Genomic DNA, 19,389 nt, shown 5'->3' with positions numbered 1-19,389 from the left:
GATCACGCACGGCACCGCGCCCGCCGAGAGCAGCGGGGAGGCTTCTTGCCCCGCCGCGGGTGCCGTGGCAGAGACGGCAGAACAGGGTGACAACGCCGTGGAGCCCACCCGCCTCGCCGCTCGTGACCGCGGGCTGCTCTGGCACCCCTACGCACCGCTGGACGGACCCGCACCCCACGCGGTGCTGGCCGCGGAGGGCGTGACCCTGACCCTGGAGACTCCTGAGGGGGACCGGATCCGGGCAATCGATGGCATGGCCTCGTGGTGGTGCGCCGTGCACGGCTACCGCAACCCGGAACTGGACCGCGCCGCCGTGGACCAGATCACCGAGTTCTCCCACGTGATGTTCGGGGGGCTCACGCACCGCCCGGCCGTAGAACTCGCGGAGCTGCTGGTGGAGGTCACCCCGCCCGAGCTGCAGCACGTGTTCTTCGCAGACTCGGGCTCCGTGAGCGTGGAGGTCGCGCTGAAGCTCGCGGTGCAGTACCAGGCGGCGCGCGGCCGGCCGCAGCGTCGGCGCATCCTCACGGTGCGCGGCGGCTACCACGGGGACACCACTGGCGCCATGAGCGTGTGCGACCCCGAGGGCGGGATGCACGCCGAATTCTCCGGGCTGGTGGCGGAGCAGCTGTTCGTGGCACCGCCTCCCGCGGCGTCGTCGTCGGGGGAGGATCACGAGTGGGTGGGGCCGGACGAGGACATCGCGCGGTGGATCGCGGACGTGCGCGCCACGGCCCGGGCGCACCGGGACGAGCTCGCGGGCGTCATCGTGGAGCCCGTTCTGCAGGGAGCCGGCGGGATGCGCACGTACGACCCGCGCTGTCTGCGAGCCCTGCGGGAGATCGCGGACGAGCTGGACCTCGTGCTCATCGCGGACGAGATCGCCACGGGGTTCGGACGCACCGGGCGGTGGTTCGCGTGCGAGTGGGCCGGGGTGGTCCCGGACGTGATGTGCGTGGGCAAGGCCCTGACCGGCGGATACATGACCCTCGCCGCTGTGCTGGTGTCCGGATCCGTGGGAACGGTCATCACGGCGTCACCGCAGCGTGCGCTCATGCACGGGCCCACGTTCATGGCCAACCCGCTCGCGTGCGCGGTGGCCCTGCAGTCCGTGCGGATGCTCCGGGACACGTGGCGCCGGGACATCACCCGACTGGAAACCGCCTTCCGGGAGATCCTCCCCGCGGCCGCCGAACTCGACGCGGTAGAGGACGTGCGGGTGATCGGAGGGGTGGGTGTCGTGGAATTCCATCGGGCCCCGGACAGTGCACGGTTGACGCGCGCAGCCCTCGAGCACGGTGTGTGGGTGCGGCCCTTCGGTCGGTTGCTCTACGCGATGCCGCCCTACATTTGTTCGGACGACGACGCCCGCCGCATCGCCCACGCCGTGGTGCACGCGGCCCGGGACGTGACAAGGGAGGCCGGAGCATGAACGCGCACACGGAAGCGGCCGCGGCCGGAACCGCCGCGGGACCCCTTGACGATTGGCTTCACGACCGGGCGCGGGAACGCGACGAACTGGGACTGCGGCGTGAACTGCGGCCCATGCGAGGGCCGTGTGTGGACCTCGCGTCCAACGACTACCTGGGCCTGTCGCGGGACCCCCGCGTCGTGGCCGCGGCGCACCGCGCACTGGACGGGTACGGGGCCGGTTCACGGGCGTCGCGGCTCGTCACGGGCACATTGCCCGTGCACGAGGAGCTCGAGCGCGCCCTGTGCGAGCTCACGGGTCAGCCCGCGGCCCTGGTCTTCTCGAGCGGGTACGCGGCGAACACGGGTGTGCTCACGGCGTTGGGAGATGTGGACACCCTCATCGTCTCGGACGCCCACGTGCACGCCTCCCTCGTGGACGGTGCCCGGTTGTCCCGCTCGCCCGTGCGGATCGCGCGGCACTCGGACGTGGCCCACGTGGAGCAGCTGCTGGCGGAGCGGTCGCAGTCGCGGGCGATCGTCGTCGTCGAATCCTTGTACTCGGTGTGGGGGGATCGCGCACCGCTCGAGGCGCTGGCGCGGGTGTGTCGCGCGCACGATGCGTTGTTACTCGTGGACGAGGCCCATGGGATCGGGGTCGCCGGCCGTGGTCGCGGGCTCGTGCACGAACTCGGTCTCGCGGGCGCGCCGCACGTGGTCCTGACCGTGACGCTGTCCAAGGCGCTCGGCGCGCAGGGCGGGGCGGTGCTCGGGTCCGAGCTGCTGCGCGACCACCTGCTCAACCGTGCGCGCCCGTTCGTGTACGACACCGCCCTCGCACCGGCGAGTGCCGCGGCCGCCGCGGAGGCCGCCCGGATCGTCCTCGGGCGGCCCAACCTTGCGGACCGGTTGCACGAGCGCGCGGCCTTCGTGGCCCGCGCGCTGGACGTGCCTCTCGCGCACGCTGCGGTGCAGTCGGTGCCCGTGGGATCGGCGGAACTCGCCGTGGACGCGGCCCGGACCCTGCGTGAGCGTGGGGTGGCGGTGGGATGCTTCCGCCCGCCGTCGGTGCCGGACGGCATCAGCAGGCTGCGTCTCACGGCGCGCGCGAACATGGAATTACAAGAATTGTCGGGGGCGGTGGATCGGGTGCGGGAGGTTCTGCGCGCTCTGGAGCCGTCCACGCCGGGAATGGGCGCCGGCCCCGGCCGGATCGCGCCGTCGCGACCCGTTCCGGCCCCGGGTTCCGGCGCCGATAGAGGTACGCCATCCGTCCAGGAGGTCACCGCATGACTCACAACCCACTCGCCCATGCGCCCCTTCCCCGTATCACCATCGTCACGGGGACGGACACGGACGTGGGCAAGACCTACACGACCGCGGCGCTCGCGGTGGCCGCATGGTCCTCCGGAGTCCAACGGATCGCGGTCTACAAGCCCCAACAGACAGGCGTGCGCGGGGACGATCCGGGGGACGTTGACGACGTCGCTCGGCTGGCTCATACCGTCGGCGTGCCGTCCGCGGCGCTCACCGTGGCGGAGGGACAGCGGCTCACCGAGCCCATGGCCCCGCCTCCCGCGGCGGCGATCGACGGGGTGGACCTTCTGTCGATCACCGCGCACGTGGAGCGGGTCATGGAATTACAGGAATCCCAAGACCTCGTGCTGGTGGAGGGCAGCGGGGGAGTGCTCGTGGAACTGGACGGGCAGCAGCACACGATCGCGGATCTGGCGCGGGAGCTGCAAGGCCGCGCGGGGGAGGACGTCGGGACGGTCGTGGTGACCCGCCCGGACCTGGGAACCCTGAACCACACCCTGCTGACCCTGGAGGCCCTGCACCACCGGGGCGTGCGGGTGTCGGGGGTCGTGCTGGGATCCTGGCCGGCTCACCCCGATCCGGTGCAGGAATCCAATCGGGACTACCTGGCGGACCTGCCGGATGTGAGCGGCCACCACATCCCCCTACTGGGCGCGGTCCCCGCGGGATGGAACGTCGGCGTGAGCTGAAGACGGCACATGGACGGGGCTCACGAGCCCTCCACCGCCGCCCCGTAGAGCCGCTCGAAACGGTCGTGGACACCCCGGTAGTACTCCTGCGCGGAATCGCGAGGGGTGTACGTCCCCGCGGGTTCCGGGGAGGAGCACTCCACGTCCGGCGCGAGTGACTCCAGCATGAGCAGGGCATTGCCGCGGCACGTGGACCGCTTGATGGTCTGGTGGATCACGGGGGTGCCCAGGTAGTCGCCCAGGATCTGCAACCAGGACGGCAACTCCTGGGTGACCCGGCCCGCCGCCACGATCCGCTCCACGTCCGTGGCGGCCCGTTCCAGCTCGTCCGACACCCTCCGGTAGGAACCAGCGATCCCCTCCAGCATCCCGCGCGCCATAGCGGAGGCATCCGTGGACGCTGACACATCTGCGAACACCGCCCGCGCACTGCCCGCCCACCCGGTGGAGCGTTCGCCGGTCAGGAAGGGGAGCACCCCGGGGGTGTCGGGGGAGGGATCCGCGGCGGCGATCTCGTCGAGTACGACGCCGTCGAGCGCGAGGGTGTCGAGCAACCAGCTCACGGCGCGGCCCACGTCGTTGAGGGCGCCGCCCAGCAGGCACCGGGAGGAGTCAATGCGGTAGCACCACAGCCCCGGCGGGATGTCCTGGGGGCGGTGGTGCAGCAGGACCCGCATGGCGCCGGAGGTCGCCGCAGACGCGACGATCGTGTGCTCGTCCGATCCGCCCACCCCCAGGTTGGCGCACAGCCCGTCCGCCACGGGCGCGAACCACTGCGCGTCCGCGAGCCCCTGCCAACGCGCGGTGCGATCGGGATCCACGTCCGGCAGCGGCTCGTGGGGTTCGAGGACCGGGGAGAGCGCGTCCGCGGTGATGCCGGCGGCCTTGAGCATCCGCCGATCCCAGTTGCCCGAACGGCGGTTGAGCAGCCCCGTCCACGCGGCGGTCGCGGTACCCGCGGCGGTGGTGCCGAGCAGACGCAACCACACGTACTCGCCGATGCTCAGCCAGCGCTCTGCGGCCTCGAAGTCCTCGGGGCGCGTTTCCGCGAGCCACCGGAACCGCGGGGCCAGGTAGCTCGTGTGCAGGCGCGCGCCCACGGTCTGCTGGACCTGCCGTTCGTCGAGTTCCTCGCGCATTTGTTTCAGCTGCGGCGCGCACCGTGAGTCGGCGTACGTGAAGCATTCGGTCACGGGGTCACCCTTCGCGTCCACACCCACCAGGGAGGACGCGAAGGAGTCCAGGCCGACGCCGCGCACCCGCCCCGCGAGCTCCTTCCGGTCGCACACCACGTCCAGGATCTCGCGGATCTCGTCCACCACCTGGTCCGGGTCGATCACGGAGGTGCCGTCCGCCGCGGTGGTGAACGCGTGGGGGATCTTGTGGCGGTACCCGCGCACGGGTGTCCCGGTGGCGTCATGCACGGAGCCGCGCGTGGCGGTGGAGCCGATGTCCAGGGTCATCACCAGGGGGTCCTGCGCCCGGTCCAGTTCCACGGCGAAGTCCACGCCGTCGTCCATGCACGGTGTGTTCTTGTGCTTGCCCATCTGCGTCTTGCTCCCTCGCGGTTGTGCCGTCCTCCCAGTCTAGGGACGGGCCCGGTGCGCGCTCGGCGGACGACGGCGCCGGGGTCCGGGGCGCGCGGGACGGACGGCGGCGTCGTCGTCCCCTCGTCCCGAATGGTGAGACTGCTGTCTGCTATGTGAAAACTGTGTCGGGGTCACGCGTATCCTGGAGGGAACACTTTTTGCCGGGAGAACGGCGCATTTCGCGCCGTCCACGTCCCGGCCCAGCCTTCGGGAAGGGGTCACAGTGCCGCAGCTACGTTCAGCAACGTCCACCACCGGTCGGAACATGGCGGGTGCCCGCGCCCTCTGGCGCGCCACCGGCATGGGCAGCGAGGACTTCGGCAAGCCGATCATCGCGATCGCGAACTCCTTCACGCAATTCGTCCCCGGTCACGTGCACCTGAAGAACATGGGGGAGCTCGTGGCCTCCGCGGTGCGCGAGGCCGGAGGCGTGGCCAAGGAGTTCAACACCATCGCCGTGGACGACGGCATCGCCATGGGCCACGACGGCATGCTGTACTCCCTGCCCTCCCGGGACATCATCGCCGACTCCGTGGAGTACATGGTCAACGCGCACTGCGCGGACGCCCTGGTGTGCATCTCCAACTGCGACAAGATCACCCCCGGCATGCTCATGGCCGCGCTGCGCCTGAACATCCCCGTGGTCTTCGTCTCCGGCGGCCCCATGGAATCCGGCGAGGGCGTGGAGGGCGTGGTGGAGCACCGCGTGGACCTCGTGGACGCCATGGCCCTGGCCGTGGACGAGTCCGTCACGGACGCGCAGCTGGCCCAGATCGAGGAGAACGCGTGCCCCACGTGCGGTTCGTGCTCCGGGATGTTCACCGCCAACTCCATGAACTGCCTGACCGAGGCGCTGGGTCTGTCCCTGCCCGGCAACGGCACCACGCTGGCCACGCACGTGAACCGCAAGCGGTTGTTCCTGGAGGCCGGGCGGCGGATCGTGGAATCCGCCAAGCGCTATTACGAGCACGACGACGACTCCGTGCTGCCCCGCAACATCGCCACCAAGGCAGCGTTCCGCAACGCCATGGCCCTGGACATCGCCATGGGTGGGTCCACCAACACGGTGCTGCACATCCTGGCCGCCGCGCAGGAAGCCGAGGTGGACTTCAATCTCTCGGACATCGACGCGCTGTCCCGGAAGGTCCCGTGCCTGGCCAAGGTGGCGCCGAACTCCACCAAGTATCACATCGAGCACGTCCACCGGGCGGGCGGCATCCCCGCGATCCTGGGTGAACTGCGGCGCGGCGGGCTGCTGAACGAGGACGTCCACACCGTCCACTCGCAGACCATGGGCGAGTGGTTGGACGAGTGGGACATCCGCTCGGGCAAGGCATCCGACGCCGCCAAGGAGTTCTTCCTGGCGGCACCGGGCGGCGTGCGCACCACCCAGGCGTTCTCGCAGGCCAACGAGTACGAGGACCACGACGTGGACGCCGCCGAGGGCTGCATCCGCTCCGTGGAGCACGCCTACACCAAGGAGGGTGGGCTCTGCGTGCTGTTCGGCAATATCGCCGAGGACGGCGCGGTGATCAAGACCGCCGGGATCGACCCCGACCTGTTCCACTTCACCGGCCGGGCCTTCGTGGTGGAGTCCCAGGACGAGGCCGTGCACGAGATCCTCTCCAAGAACGTGAAGGAGGGGGACATCGTCGTCATCGCCTACGAGGGACCCAAGGGCGGACCGGGCATGCAGGAGATGCTGTACCCCACGAGCTACCTCAAGGGCCTGGGGCTCGGGAAGAAGTGCGCGCTCATCACGGACGGCCGCTTCTCCGGGGGCACCTCCGGGATCTCGATCGGCCACATCTCCCCGGAGGCCGCGGCCGGCGGTGCCGTGGGTCTCATCGAGCACGGTGACGAGATCGAGATCGACGTGGAGAACCGCGTGCTGCGGGTCAACGTGGACGACGCCGAGCTCGCGCGCCGTCGCCAGGAGAAGGGTGACGCCCCCTGGAAGCCCACCAAGCCGCGTGAACGTCGCGTGTCCAAGGCGCTGCGGGCGTACGCTTCCATGGTGACCTCCGCGGACAAGGGCGCAGTGCGCGTCGTGGAGGACTGAGGACGGTCCGACCCGGGCGGTCAGGACGAAGGGAACAGGTATGTCCCAGAACGGCCCGCGGTTGACCGAGGCCCAGGAGAAACACGTCCTGCGGCGGCGCTTCGAGGACGAGACGGCGGGGTTCCACAAGGGGCTGGGCGCCCGCCAGTTGCAGATGATCGCGATCGGCAGCGCGATCGGGACCGGGCTGTTCCTGGGAGCCGGTGGCCGTTTGGAGCAGGCCGGTCCGTCCCTGTTCCTGCTGTACGCGGTGTGCGGTTTCTTCGGCTACCTGATCCTGCGCTCACTGGGCGAACTCGTGGTGCACCGGCCGTCCTCCGGTTCGTTCGTCTCCTACGCCCGTGAGTTCTACGGCGAGAAGGCCGCGTACGTCTCCGGGTGGTTGTACTGGCTGAACTGGGCCATGACAGCGGTCGCGGATGCCACGGCCATCGCGATCTACATCAAGTGGTTCGGTCAGTACAGCGCGTTCGTGGCGGGGATCCCGCAGTGGATCCTCGCATTGATCGTGGTGGTCCTAGTGGTGTCGCTGAACCTGGTCTCGGTCAAGGTGTTCGGCGAGCTGGAGTTCTGGTTCTCTCTGATTAAGGTCCTGGCCCTGGTGGTCTTCCTGGTCATCGGCACGTTCTTCGTGCTGTTTGGCACGCCCACCGGTTCCGAGGTGGGGTTCTCCCTGATCCGGGACAACGGGGGCCTCTTTCCGTCCGGCGTGCTGCCGGCGCTCATCGTGGTGCAGGGTGTGGTGTTCGCGTACGCCGGCATCGAGCTCGTGGGCACCACGTCCGGGGAGACCCGCAACGCGGGGAAGGTCATCCCCCGGGCCATCAACACGGTGATCCTGCGGATCGCGGTGTTCTACGTGGGCTCCGTCCTGCTGTTGTGCCTGCTGTTGCCCTACACCGCCTACAGCGCCACCGAGAGCCCGTTCGTCACGTTCTTCTCGTCCATTGGCGTGGACGCGGCGGGGCCCATCATGCAGCTCGTGGTGATCACCGCGGCGCTGTCCTCGCTCAACGCAGGCCTCTATTCCACCGGGCGCATCGTCCATTCCATGGCGCAGGCCGGTTCCGCCCCGAGGTTCACGGGCAAGCTGTCCGCGTCCGGTGTGCCCTACGGCGGCATCCTGTTGACCGCCGGGGTGGCCGTGCTCGGCGTGGGGCTGAACTTCGTGGTCCCGGAGCAGGCGTTCGAGATCGTGCTGAACCTCGCGGCACTGGGCACCATGGCGGGCTGGGCCGCGATCTCGCTGTCCCACCAGCGATACGTCTCCCTGGCGCGGAAGGGCTTCTACAACCGCCCGACCTACCGGGCACCGCTGGCGCCGTTCACCAACTGGCTGACCATGTTCTTCCTCGCGGGGGTCCTTGTGCTGATGGCTGTGGACTACCCCGTGGGCACCTTCACCCTGGCGTCCTCCCTGGTGCTGATCCCGGTCCTGGTGATCGGGTGGTTCATGGTGCGGGGCAGGGTGCGCGAGATCGCCGCCGAACGCGAGGGCTTCACGGGGGCGTTCCCGGTGCTCGCGGAGCGGCCCGCGGTGGGCGCGTTCCGCCCGGTGGGCCGGGAGAACTCCACGGGTTCCGGGTCCACCACGTCCACGGCGTCCCTGCATCGGGCCCCGGGGCCGGGTTCCACCGACGGTGCCCCGACGCCGCCCCCGGGGCACCAGGGCCCGGGGCACCAGGGCCCTGACACGTCCCGCTGACACTCACACGGGGCCCTGTTTCCGCTACTGTGACCTAGATCAGTGCAACAGCACACGTCAGTCACCCGGTTCCCCGCTGCCCATCGCGCAGCGGCCGGAACCGTCTTGAGGCAGAATTCCGGGGAATCACATGGATGCGTTGACAGAACTCGTGGGAACGCTGGGCGGTTACATCTGGTACGTCGTCTTCGCGATCCTGATTGGTGTGGGGTTGTACCTGACCATCCGCACCAAGGCCATTCAGCTACGCGGGATCCCCGAGATGTTCAGGGTGCTCACCGATCCGCCCGGTGATGCCGAGAACGGCCGGAAGGGCATCTCCTCGTTCCGCGCGTTCACGGTCTCCGCGGCCGCTCGCGTGGGCACGGGCAACATCGCCGGTGTGGCCATCGCCATCAGCCTGGGTGGGCCCGGCGCGGTGTTCTGGATGTGGGTCATCGCCGCGATCGGCGCGGCCAGCGCGTTCGTGGAGTCCCTGCTGGGGCAGCTGTACAAGGTCAAGACCGGCGACGGCTACGTGGGCGGTCCCGCGTACTACATGGAGCGCGGGCTCAACAAGCGCTGGATGGGTCTGCTGTTCGCGGTCATCATCACCGTGACCTACGGTTTCGTGTTCAACTCCGTGCAGTCCAATTCCATCGTGGACGCCGTGAGCGGGTCCTTTGACGTGGACATCACCAACGGCCAGGGCATGTGGATGCGTGTGGTCCTGGGTCTCGCGCTCGTGGTCATCACCGCGGCCGTGATCTTCGGCGGCATCCGCTCCATCTCCTCCGTGACGCAGATCCTGGTCCCCGTCATGGCCGTGCTGTACCTGGTCTTGGGGCTGCTCGTGGTGGTCCTGAACATCACCGCGGTCCCCGGCATGCTGCTCATGATCGTGGAGGGTGCGTTCGGCATCCGTGAGTTCGTTACGGGCAGCGTGCTCGGTGTGATCATCCAGGGCATGAAGCGCGGTCTGTTCTCCAACGAGGCCGGCATGGGTTCCGCGCCCAACGCCGGTGCGACCGCGTCCATCTCCCACCCGGCCAAGCAGGGCTTCGTGCAGTCCCTGGGGGTGTTCTTCGACACCATGCTCGTGTGCTCGATCACCGCGTTCATCGTGCTGCTCTCCAACCCCACGTTCGGCGACGAGCGCCAGGGTGCCTCCCTCACGCAGAGCGCCCTGGGCATGCAGCTGGGTGACTGGGCCGTGCACTTCCTGACCGTGGCGATCTTCCTGTTCGCGTGGTCCTCGGTGATCGGCAACTACTACTACGGCGAGTCCAACATCCGCTTCATGACCAAGTCCCGTGCGGCCATGAACATCTACCGCTTCGCCGTGCTCGTGTGCGTGTTCCTGGGCGCCATGCTCGCGCTGGACCTCGTGTGGTCCCTCGCGGACCTGTTCATGGCCCTCATGGCCACGCTGAACCTCATCGCGCTGTGCATGCTCGCGGGTGTCGCCGCCAAGGTGCTGGCCAACTACATGGAACAGCGCAAGGCCGGGGTGGAGCCCGTGTTCAAGGCCGGGGACGTCCCCGGGATCACCGGTCTCTCCGCCTGGGACGGCACGGACACCGTCACACTCCCCGTGTTCTGGGAACAGCGCGCCAACCAGAAGAACGGGGCGCGCCGCTGAGAGCGACCCGTACGCGGCGTCGTCGTCCCCGGCTCTTTGCAGGGGCGACGACGCCGCTGTCGTCCCCGCGCGCAGGTCGTCGTCTGTGCGCGGCGCGCGCGGACGACGCCGCTCGCGGGGGCCGCTCGACGGCTGCGCTCAGCCGCGCTCGGGCGAGGGGCTCGGGGAATCGCCCGAGCCGTCCGCGAGATCCTGCTGGACCTGGGTGTCGATCGCGCCGGTGAGGGCGTCGTCGTCCGCGGGGGAATCGTGGGCCGCGTCCCGGAGCTGGTGCTCGTTGAACTCGGAGAACTCCTTGTCCTGCGCGCGACGCTTGGTCAGCAGGGCGCGGATTCGGTTGCGGCGCCCGGCCTCCACGCTGATGTCCTCGCGGTGACGGAACCACCACCACAGCATGACGACCACCAGGACCATGCCCACGTACCCGATGATCGGGTAGACCACGCTCATCAGGGTGCCGAAGCCCACGAGGCTCACCACGTAACCCACCGCGCACAGGCCCAGGAAAATCGGGACGTAGCGGTGGCGGTGGTTCACGGTGACCCGGCGACCCAGGGCGTAGAACATGCTGATGGTCGTGTTGTAGATCATCACGAACGTCACCACAACCATCCCGAGTGCGGCCCAGGGGTGCATGGTCTGGAAGAGCTGGAGCATGGGCACCTCGGAGCCGCCCACGGCATCGAAGTTCACGAGTAGGGCGAAGGCGTTCATGGCCAGAAGAACGGTGTAGACCACGCCGCCCAGCAGCCCGCCCCAGCCGGCATCGCGCGGGTTGAGGGCGTTGCCGCCGATCACCAGGGACATGGACACGCCCAGCATCAGGGCCATGCACGTGTAGTTGATCGCGGACAGCCACCACGGGCTCACGGGGGAGCCCGCCTGCACCGCGAGCTCGTGCAGCGATCCGAGATCCACGGGGAGCTTAGTCAGGGTGTAACCGAACGCCACGATCACGGCCACGAAGATCGCCGGGGTGACCGCCGAGATGATGTTGGTGACCTTGTTGACGTTGAGCAGCCCCGTGACCATCACGAGCACCACCATGATGGCCGAACCGATCCATGCGGGCAGCCCGAACTGTTGTTCCAGTGTGGAACCCGCACCGGCGAGCATCACGATGCCCATGGCCAGCAGGGTCAGGCTCACCGCGATGTCCAGGAACCGGGACACCACGGGAGAGGACACGGACCGGAAGACCCGGCGGTGCTCGTCCGCCAGGAAGTAGCTGCCGATGTGGATGATCACGGCACCCGCGGCGATCATCAGGATCCCCGAGACCACCGCGCCGGCCAGCCCCCAGACACCGAACGAGATGAAGTACTGGATGACTTCTTGACCGGTGGCGAAACCGGCACCCACCAGCAGGCCCACGAAGGCCAGGGTGACTTGCAGGGTTTTCTTGGCGGACACGGGAGCAACTCCTCGGGGGTCGGACGGTTCTCATGTGGCTCGGACCACATTCCAGGTCTTCTCCACTGGTCAAGCATAGGGAGTGGGCTCGTCCGCGCCACGTGGCAGCGGCCTGCCCGTGACGTGATGATGCCGACACCTCCCGGCTCAGGGGCCGGTGGAATACTCGGAGGCGGAGCATTCGACGAAGGGAGCACCCCGTGACGCAGCAGTGGCAGGCAGATCTCGAGAGCTGGGTGGCCGGTTGGGACGCCGTCCGCGACGACGCCCTGCAGCAGGAGGTCCTGGTGTGCTCCGGGGAGGCGGGATCGTTCGACGCACCCATGGGTGACTACTCGCGCTTCGAGGTGGACGAATGGGGTCACCCGTGGTGCACTCCACCCTGAGCGACCCGCACTCGCAGGGCCGATAGCCCTCGCGATTTAACTGAGTAAAAGCAGGGTTTCGCGCCCAAATCTGTTTTTACTCCACTAGAAATTCGATTTCCGGTGCGGGCGTCAGCGGGGGTGGCCGGTCAGCGGCGTCGGCAGCGGCGCGCCGGCGCCGTCGCGCCCCGGTCTCAGGCCAGGACCTGGCGCTTCGAGGAGATCACTCCGGTGTTGAACCCGGCCAGGTGAAGACCGCCGTGGAAGCGCGCGTGCTCGATCTTCACGCACTGGTCCATCACCACGTCCAGCCCGGCGTCCTCCGCGATGGCCGCCGCTTCCTCGTTCCACGAGCCCAGCTGCAGCCACAGGGTCTTGGCGCCCACGGCCACGGCCTCCCGAGCCACGTCGGGCAGGTCCGCGTCCTTGCGGAACACGTCCACGAGGTCCGGGACCTCGGGCAGCTCCGCGAGCGACGGGTAGGCCTTCTGGCCCAGCACCTCGTCCAGCACGGGGTTCACGAAGTACACGCGGTACGGGCTCGACGACTGCAGGTACGTGGCCACGAAGTAGCTCGCACGGGACGGCTTGTTGGACATCCCCACGATCGCGATCGAGCGCGTGCCTCGGAGGATGCCGAGCCGTTCGGGGGCGCTGGGGCCCACCCAGGTGCGTTGCGTGCTCATGCCTGTTCTCCTTCGTCTCCGGGCAGCGCGCAGGCCGCCGCACTGTTGTCCTGGTCCAGGGTGGTGCGCGCCGCGCCCGTGAGCGCGGCGGAGGGGGCGACGACGCCGCCCTCCCGGTCCCTGCCGCTGGCTGCGCTCAGTGCCTGGTCCAGGTCCCACAGGATGTCCGCGGTGTCCTCGAGACCCACGGAGATCCGGATCAGGTCCTCTTTGACCCCGCCCGCGGCGAGCTGTTCGGAGCTCAACTGCTGGTGGGTCGTGGACGCGGGGTGCAGCACGAGGGTGCGGGCGTCCCCGATGTTGGCCAGGTGTGAGGCCAGTTGCAGGCTCCCGATGAATCGGGCGCCCACCTCACGGCCGCTCAACTCGTCCGTGCCAGCCACACCGAAGGCGAAGACGGATCCGATGCCGTGGGGCAGGTACTTCTGCGCGCGTTCGTGGTGGGGGTGGTCCTCGAGTCCCGCGTAATTGACGTAGGAGATGCGTGGATCCGTGGCGAGCCACTGCACGACCTCCTGCGCGTTGGCCACGTGGGCGTCCATGCGCTGGGGGAGGGTCTCCACACCCTGCAGCAGGTTCCACGCGGCCTGCGGGGTCAGGGACGCCCCGATGTCGCGCAGCTGTTCGGAACGGAGCTTGGTCAGGAATCCGTACTCACCGAAGTTCCCCCACCACGTCACGTTGTTGTACGAGGGAACCGGTTCGGTCATGGCCGGGAACTTCCCGTTGCCCCAGTCGAAGCGGCCGGATTCGACCACCACGCCGCCCAGAGTGTTACCGTGCCCGCCCAGGAACTTGGTGATCGAGTGGATCACGATGTCCGCGCCGTGCTCGAACGGGCGGCACAGGTACGGGGTGTTGAGGGTCGCGTCCACGATCAGCGGGACACCCGCCTCGCGGGCCACCGCGGCGAGCCCCTCCAGATCGGCGATCTCGCCGGACGGGTTGGCCACGAGTTCGGTGTACACGGCCTTGGTGTGCTCGGTGATCGCAGCCTTGTAGTCCGCCGGGTCGGTCCCGGGGACGAAGGTGGTTTCCACACCGAAGCGACGCAGGGTCACGTCCAGCTGGGTGACCGTTCCGCCGTAGAGCTGGGACGAGGCCACCACGTGGTCACCCTGGCCACACAGCGCGGCGAACGTGATGAACTCGGCGGCCATCCCGGAGGACGTGGCGACCGCCCCGATCCCGCCCTCGAGGGAGGCGATGCGCTCTTCCAGGGCCGCCACGGTGGGGTTGCCGATGCGCGAGTAAATGTTGCCGTACTTCTGCAGCGCGAACAGGTTGGCGGCGTCGTCGGCGTCCTTGAAGACGAACGAGCTGGTCTGGTAGATGGGCACGGAGCGGGCGCCGTGCTCGGCGTCCGGGGTGCCGCCGGCGTGCAGGGCGCGGGTGCGGAAACCGAACTGGTGCTCGGCCATGGATGTCCTCCTCGTCGGCCGGGTACGGCTCCCGTCCGACAGCTGCCCGGGGCCGCGCAGCACTCCATCGGTCCTGGCGGTAGCACCGTGCAGTTGGCCGAGCACTGCGGGTTGCTGCGGCGTCATGGATCCAGGTCTCTCGGCCGCTCGGGATGGTGCGTCTATTGTGTCGCGTGCGTGGGTGACGGACCAAACCGTGCGGATCGCAGCCGCCCGAAAGCGGGTGCGATTGATTCAGAGGGCGCGCGCCACGGGTGCCCCGCCGCGAAGGTCACGCTGCAGAACAGGTTCCAGCGTTCTCTGGCCCGCAGGATCCCGGATGCCACGGTGGTCGAGGACTCACGCTCGGCGGCCCGCACCACCGCGCGTCCCGCCGGGCTGTTGCGGCTGCCCTTTCCCCGGTGGCGCAAGGGCTGACCCGCCCGTCCGCGGTTCGGCCCCCGGCCGGTGGGGCCCGCGGTGAAAGCGGTGAACTTCCCGCCCGTGGGGTCGCCGACTGCTGGTGAGCTCGCTGGCTTCGGGGCGGAACTCAGCCGTACTTCTCGGGGTCCTTCCGGCGCAGGTTCTCCCGCGCCACCGCGGTGAGGTTCTCGAGTGGCAGCCCCGCCGGGCAGACCTCCGTGCAATCGCCCAGCAGGGAGCACGGGCCGAACTCGTGCTCGGCGGCGTCGAGCACCTTGCTCGAGCGCTCGTCGCGTTCCTCGGGCGTCTTGGCGAGCGGCGGCAGTTCCTTGAGCAGCGTGCCCACGTAGAGCTGGCCCGAGCCGTTGGGGCACGCGGCCACGCACGCGCCGCAGCTGATGCACCCAGCGGTGTTCAATGCCTTCATCGCGACCGGGAACTTGGCCTCCTTGGCCACGCGCCGCAGGGCCTTCTTGTCCACGGACAGGTCCTTCTTGACCGGGAACGCTCCCGCGCGCAGGGGCTCGATGAAGATCTCGTCCCCGTCCCGGTAGGCCCTGAGCGACTGCGTGCACGAGGCCCGGTTCTTCTCCGGCCCGTGGGCCACGCCGTCCACGGTCACGCCGCACTTGCCGCAGATGCCCTCGCGACAGCCGTCGTCGAAGCTCACCGGCTCTGCACCCTGGCGCTCGAGCGTCTCGTTGACGGCATCGAGCAATTCGAGCATGCTCAGGTCCTCGCGGGCCTGCACGGGGTGGACGGTCTCGAAGCCACCGGGCTCGTCCTCGCCCGCCTGGCGCCACACGTGAACGGTCAACAGCATCAGCGCACCACCTTGGTCAGTACGGCCACGGGAATGCTCACGTTCCCCAGGGCGACGACGCCGCCCACGGCCTTAGCGATCGTGTCCACCTGTCGTACCCGTCGCGCGGTTCCGGTCACCCCGGTGTCCATCGCGGCGGTCCGCAAGCCATGGATCATGTGTCCGGCGAGCGCGGCCATCGAGGCCGTATAGAACACCGCCACGGACGGCCGGGACAGGCTCGCCACCAGGTTGCCGTACGCGTCACCGTGGGTGTGGCTTACGGAAGCAGCAGGCCGGGCGCCCGCCGTCAGGTCCAGCACGTGGTACACCGTGAACAGTCCGAGCACCGCGCCCGTGGAGCGCATCGAGCGGGCGATGATTCGGGGGACGGAGCGGCGTCGGCCTCGGGGACGCTGACGTGGCGCGTGGCGGTCGAAGTGGCTGGCCAGGAAGGCTCGGTCGAACGCCGCTTTCCGGTACCGTTGCGTCCCGCTCGGGGCAGGCGCGGTGGGGAAACCGTTCCGTATCTTCTGAGCGGCGGCGCCCACCCGCCACGTGATGGGCCGGAGCGCATCAGCGACCGTTCGGCCCTCGGCGCTCATGGCCCGCAGCGTGAGCTCGGTTCCGGCCAACACGTGGGTCGCAGCACTTCCGATCAACCCGATACGCACGACCCACAGCACGGAGTTGCGGGGCAGCACCGGCGCGCCCACCGTGCGAATGAACTCGGCGTATTCGTTGTAGTGGTCCCGGCCTAGGTAGACCTGCATGTTCCCGGCCATGTGCCCCACAGTGAACACGCTCAACACGGTGCCCGAGGCGGCCATGGCGAGCTTGAGGTCGGAGCTGTGGGTGTCCCCGAACATGCGCTGCCAGGCATCGCCGGCCACGGTAGCAATCCCGGCAGTGACGGACGCGTCCGCGGGGGCGGTGGCCGTGCGGGTAGTGCCGGTGACGGGTCGCTCGGTCGAGGGCTGCGCGGCGGAATTCATCACTGAGCCATCTTAGAAGTTCCTTCGGGGCATAACAGTTCACGGGGTCACACGCGGTCATGCCCGCAGATCGGGAAGAAGCCTGGGTGGTGGTCATCCGCAGTTGGTGGCGTGGGTTCCCCGGTCGTCTCCTTCGTGCGGATGTTCACCTCCCGATAAGTGACTTACGTGTGCCGTGCGGGCGCGTCCGCGCCGGCCGGGACCGCCACAGATGGATCAGCAGCGCGGCACCCCAGACCAGGAACAGTGGATCCCACAACCATGCGTGACCGATCATGGCTAGTCGCTCGTATCCGGTGGCCGGGCGGATGAGCCCGATGAGCACGGCATTGCTGATCACCGTGTTGGTCCCGCCGTAGACCACCAGGACCACGGCACCCACCCAACTTATGGCCCGCCAGAACCGCCGCCAGGGCACCCTGTCGTAGGCTTCCGCCACTGGGATGACGGCCGCCATGAGCTTGAAAAGCGAAACCATGCCCAGCCCTAGCCCGACGGCCAGGGGTGCCTCGTAGGACAGCCGTACCGTCCACTGCCCCACGGTGTCCAGCAACCAGTGCCCGCCCAAAGCCCAGTAGAGGCTGAATCCGGCATGCACGATCCCGGCCGCACACGCCAACCAGACCCAGCCGCGACCGCCGTGGGATCGGGGCAACAAGCTCATGTGGTCAAGCTAAGCACGCCCTGCCAAGACCTCCGCGATCGCGTTTAGCGCTTCCTCGTTCTGCAGCGAGGAACGGTCGCCCAGCTGCTCGCCCTCGTAGAGCTGGGTCAGCAGGCGGCGCGTGATCTTCCCCGAACGGGTCTTGGGCAGATCCGGAACCACGATGACCTCGCGCGGTTTGGCGATCGGGCCGATCTCCCGGGCCACGTGCGCGCGCAGCTCCTCGCGGACCTCGTCCGCGGACAGCGATTGCGCATCCGCCGTGAGCACCACGCACGCCAAAATGGCGTGGCCCGTTACCGCGTCGCGGATCGGGGTGGCCCCGGCCTCCACTACGTGGGGGTGGGTCACCAGGGCGGATTCGATCTCGATCGTCGACAACCGGTGCCCGCTCACGTTGATCACGTCGTCCACCCGCCCCAGGATGTAGAGGTCGCCCTCGTCATCGGTGCGTGCGCCGTCGCCGGCCCGGAACCAACCGCGCTCGCCGTAGGCCGCCCAGTAGGAGGACAGGTAGCGCTGCGGATCGCCCCATACCGTGCGGGCCATGGACGGGCCGATCTTGTCGATCACGGCATAGCCCTGCAGGTTGGGGGCCACTTCCTCACCGGCCTCGTCCAGCACCCGCACAGATACGCCGGGGACCGCACGCGTAGCGCAACCGGGCTTGAGGGAGGTGTGCGCTGCGGCCTCGTCGAACGTGCCGGGAGGGGCGAACTGCGGATCGTGCGGGCGCGGGGATGCGACGCAGGAGCCCGTCTCGGACTGCCACCACGTGTCCACGAAGGGCACCTCGTCGCGGCCTACCTGGGCGCGCAACCAGCGCCACGCCTCCGGGTTGATGGACTCGCCCACGGAGCCGAGCAACCGGATCGAGGAGAGGTTGTAGACCGGGGGCAGCCCCTTGGGGAACGCGCCCATGAGCGAGCGGATCAGGGTGGGTGCCGTGTAGTAGTTGGTCACGCCGTAGCGCTCGATGATCTCAAAGTGGCGACCGTAATCCGGGGTGTTGGGCGTGCCCTCGTAGATCACCTGGGACACGCCGTTGACCAGCGGGCCGTAGATCTCGTAGGTGTGCGCGGTGACCCACGCGAGGTCCGCGGTGCACCAGTGCACGGTGGAGTCCACCTTGGCGGGGTCGTTCACGGCGGACAGCTCCTCCGGGCGCAGCACCCCGGACGCGTCGGGCACGTCCGGGAGCAGGTCGAACAGCAGGGCGTGGGTGTATGCCGTCTGCACCATGTATCCGCCCATCGTGTGGACCAGGCCCTTGGGCCTCCCCGTGGTGCCGGACGTGTAGATGATGAACAGGGGCGTCTCCGCGTCGAACGCCTCGGGCTCGTGAACGTCCGAGACGCCCTCGGTGAGCTCGTGCCACCACACGTCACGCCCGGGGGTCCACGGCACGAGTTCCTCGTCCTTGGAATGCAGGCCCCGGGTGCCGCGCGGCAGATCGGTGCGCCCGGGCCGGGACGTGCGGCGCACCACGATCACGTGCTCGATGCTGTTCTCACCGCTGCAGGCCTCGTCCGCATTGGTCTTCACGGGGACGACGGCGCCGCGCCGGTTCTGCCCGTCCGTGGTCACCAGGACCTTGGCTCCGGTGTCCTCGACCCGGAACTTGAGGGCTTCTGCGGAGAACCCGCCGAACACGAGCGAGTGGATCGCCCCGATGCGCGCGCACGCGAGCGTGATGATCACGGTCTCCGGGATGACCGGGAGGTAGATGACCACGCGGTCGCCCTTCTCCACGCCCAGTTCGAGCAGGGCGTTGGCGGCCCTGGACACCTCACGCTGCAGGTCCGCGTAGGTATAGACCAGGCGGTCCCCGGGTTCACCCTCGAAGTACAGGGCCACGTGCTGACCACGCCCGGCTGCCACATGGCGGTCCACGCAGTTGTACGAGACGTTGAGTTTCCCGCCTTCGAACCACGCGATCTCGGGCACGGTGTAAGTGGGGTTGCCGTCGTGGTCCTCACCCGTGCGCTGCGGCTTCTCGAACCGGTGAGCCGTGTGCCACGGCTGCGCCCAGTCCAGCCGCCCGGCCTGCTCGACCCAGAACTGCACCCGGGCGTCGTCGGAGATCAACGCCGGGTTCGGTGTGGGGTGAGCGGGGTCTGAGTACGAGTGCGTACCGGTCACGAGTCCTCCTGTGATGTCGATCCGAACGGTCGGTGTCTGTAACGGCCGGGCCCCCGGTCGAACGACCGGGCCGCGGTGGAACGGCGGGCGCCGGCGGGAACCGGGC

Annotated in this window: 15 protein-coding genes and 1 riboswitch; of the genes, 7 read left to right on the top strand and 8 right to left on the bottom strand. The window is 68.9% G+C overall.

The features are described 5' to 3' along the window. Positions 1 to 64: 64 nt before the first annotated feature. Genes bioA through bioD form a run of 3 tightly spaced genes read left to right on the top strand, consistent with a single transcriptional unit; the run spans position 65 to position 3,416 of the window. Positions 65 to 1,432, top strand: coding sequence for an adenosylmethionine--8-amino-7-oxononanoate transaminase (gene bioA, locus IE157_RS03205; protein WP_318281279.1), 1,368 nt, complete (start codon positions 65 to 67; stop codon positions 1,430 to 1,432). Then, positions 1,429 to 2,703 carry an 8-amino-7-oxononanoate synthase gene (locus IE157_RS03200; protein ID WP_193519074.1) on the top strand — a complete coding sequence of 425 codons (1,275 nt, stop codon included), beginning with the start codon at positions 1,429 to 1,431 and terminating at the stop codon, positions 2,701 to 2,703. Before bioA ends, IE157_RS03200 begins: the two co-directional genes overlap by 4 nt. Then, positions 2,700 to 3,416: a dethiobiotin synthase gene (gene bioD / locus IE157_RS03195; RefSeq protein ID WP_193519073.1), complete on the top strand. Its 717-nt coding sequence runs from the start codon at positions 2,700 to 2,702 to the stop codon at positions 3,414 to 3,416. Before IE157_RS03200 ends, bioD begins: the two co-directional genes overlap by 4 nt. 20 nt (positions 3,417 to 3,436) lie before the next feature. Here bioD and IE157_RS03190 read toward each other — a convergent pair whose 3' ends face one another. Further along, complete coding sequence (locus IE157_RS03190) at positions 3,437 to 4,963, bottom strand: gluconokinase (RefSeq protein ID WP_064846518.1); 1,527 nt, start codon at positions 4,961 to 4,963, stop codon at positions 3,437 to 3,439. A 265-nt stretch (positions 4,964 to 5,228) separates the two neighbouring features. On the opposite strand from IE157_RS03190, the gene ilvD reads away from it, so the two are divergent. The 3 genes from ilvD (at position 5,229) to IE157_RS03175 (ending at position 10,393) form a co-directional block, all read left to right on the top strand. Then, on the top strand, positions 5,229 to 7,067 hold the full coding sequence (gene ilvD / locus IE157_RS03185; RefSeq protein ID WP_098053526.1) for a dihydroxy-acid dehydratase: 1,839 nt from the start codon (positions 5,229 to 5,231) through the stop codon (positions 7,065 to 7,067). 40 nt (positions 7,068 to 7,107) lie between these two features. Continuing rightward, positions 7,108 to 8,772: an amino acid permease gene (locus IE157_RS03180; protein WP_193519072.1), complete on the top strand. Its 1,665-nt coding sequence runs from the start codon at positions 7,108 to 7,110 to the stop codon at positions 8,770 to 8,772. Positions 8,773 to 8,902: 130 nt separating this feature from the next. After that, positions 8,903 to 10,393 carry an alanine/glycine:cation symporter family protein gene (locus IE157_RS03175; protein WP_098053524.1) on the top strand — a complete coding sequence of 497 codons (1,491 nt, stop codon included), beginning with the start codon at positions 8,903 to 8,905 and terminating at the stop codon, positions 10,391 to 10,393. A gap of 138 nt (positions 10,394 to 10,531) precedes the next feature. On the opposite strand, the gene IE157_RS03170 is transcribed toward IE157_RS03175, so the two are convergent. After that, positions 10,532 to 11,806 carry a YkvI family membrane protein gene (locus IE157_RS03170; protein WP_064846521.1) on the bottom strand — a complete coding sequence of 425 codons (1,275 nt, stop codon included), beginning with the start codon at positions 11,804 to 11,806 and terminating at the stop codon, positions 10,532 to 10,534. A 200-nt stretch (positions 11,807 to 12,006) separates the two neighbouring features. Between IE157_RS03170 and IE157_RS03165 the strand changes: the two genes are divergently transcribed. Then, positions 12,007 to 12,192, top strand: coding sequence for a hypothetical protein (locus IE157_RS03165; protein WP_193519071.1), 186 nt, complete (start codon positions 12,007 to 12,009; stop codon positions 12,190 to 12,192). Between the two features lie 173 nt (positions 12,193 to 12,365). Here IE157_RS03165 and IE157_RS03160 read toward each other — a convergent pair whose 3' ends face one another. From IE157_RS03160 to IE157_RS03135, 6 genes are all read right to left on the bottom strand, one after another. After that, on the bottom strand, positions 12,366 to 12,857 hold the full coding sequence (locus tag IE157_RS03160) for a CoA-binding protein (RefSeq protein WP_064846522.1): 492 nt from the start codon (positions 12,855 to 12,857) through the stop codon (positions 12,366 to 12,368). Then, positions 12,854 to 14,278, bottom strand: coding sequence for an O-acetylhomoserine aminocarboxypropyltransferase/cysteine synthase family protein (locus IE157_RS03155; protein WP_193519070.1), 1,425 nt, complete (start codon positions 14,276 to 14,278; stop codon positions 12,854 to 12,856). The genes IE157_RS03160 and IE157_RS03155 overlap by 4 nt, the downstream gene beginning before the upstream one ends. A 61-nt stretch (positions 14,279 to 14,339) precedes the next feature. Then, a riboswitch (SAM riboswitch) is annotated at positions 14,340 to 14,437 on the bottom strand. 370 nt (positions 14,438 to 14,807) lie between these two features. Beyond that, positions 14,808 to 15,503, bottom strand: coding sequence for a succinate dehydrogenase/fumarate reductase iron-sulfur subunit (locus IE157_RS03150; protein WP_098053523.1), 696 nt, complete (start codon positions 15,501 to 15,503; stop codon positions 14,808 to 14,810). Continuing rightward, positions 15,503 to 16,477 (bottom strand): succinate dehydrogenase cytochrome b subunit, encoded by a 975-nt coding sequence (locus IE157_RS03145; RefSeq protein WP_193519330.1) that lies wholly within the window; start codon positions 16,475 to 16,477, stop codon positions 15,503 to 15,505. Before IE157_RS03145 ends, IE157_RS03150 begins: the two co-directional genes overlap by 1 nt. A 145-nt stretch (positions 16,478 to 16,622) precedes the next feature. Continuing rightward, complete coding sequence (locus IE157_RS03140) at positions 16,623 to 17,141, bottom strand: DUF3995 domain-containing protein (RefSeq protein WP_193519069.1); 519 nt, start codon at positions 17,139 to 17,141, stop codon at positions 16,623 to 16,625. 9 nt (positions 17,142 to 17,150) lie between these two features. Next, complete coding sequence (locus tag IE157_RS03135) at positions 17,151 to 19,283, bottom strand: AMP-binding protein (protein WP_193519068.1); 2,133 nt, start codon at positions 19,281 to 19,283, stop codon at positions 17,151 to 17,153. Positions 19,284 to 19,389 lie beyond the last annotated feature (106 nt).

The organism is Kocuria marina (assembly GCA_014652975.1).
GTDB lineage: Bacteria > Actinomycetota > Actinomycetes > Actinomycetales > Micrococcaceae > Kocuria > Kocuria marina.
This window is presented reverse-complemented; position numbering and strand designations above follow the sequence as displayed.

Bases quoted from the DNA above. Each gene is read 5' to 3' on its own strand.
- IE157_RS03155 (WP_193519070.1), bottom strand. From the start codon at position 14,278: ATGGCCGAGCACCAGTTCGGTTTCCGCACCCGCGCCCTGCACGCCGGC.
- IE157_RS03200 (WP_193519074.1), top strand. From the start codon at position 1,429: ATGAACGCGCACACGGAAGCGGCCGCGGCCGGAACCGCCGCGGGACCC.
- IE157_RS03180 (WP_193519072.1), top strand. From the start codon at position 7,108: ATGTCCCAGAACGGCCCGCGGTTGACCGAGGCCCAGGAGAAACACGTC.
- IE157_RS03190 (WP_064846518.1), bottom strand. From the start codon at position 4,963: ATGGGCAAGCACAAGAACACACCGTGCATGGACGACGGCGTGGACTTC.
- IE157_RS03140 (WP_193519069.1), bottom strand. From the start codon at position 17,141: ATGAGCTTGTTGCCCCGATCCCACGGCGGTCGCGGCTGGGTCTGGTTG.
- IE157_RS03150 (WP_098053523.1), bottom strand. From the start codon at position 15,503: ATGCTGTTGACCGTTCACGTGTGGCGCCAGGCGGGCGAGGACGAGCCC.
- IE157_RS03175 (WP_098053524.1), top strand. From the start codon at position 8,903: ATGGATGCGTTGACAGAACTCGTGGGAACGCTGGGCGGTTACATCTGG.
- IE157_RS03145 (WP_193519330.1), bottom strand. From the start codon at position 16,477: ATGAATTCCGCCGCGCAGCCCTCGACCGAGCGACCCGTCACCGGCACT.
- bioD (WP_193519073.1), top strand. From the start codon at position 2,700: ATGACTCACAACCCACTCGCCCATGCGCCCCTTCCCCGTATCACCATC.
- IE157_RS03160 (WP_064846522.1), bottom strand. From the start codon at position 12,857: ATGAGCACGCAACGCACCTGGGTGGGCCCCAGCGCCCCCGAACGGCTC.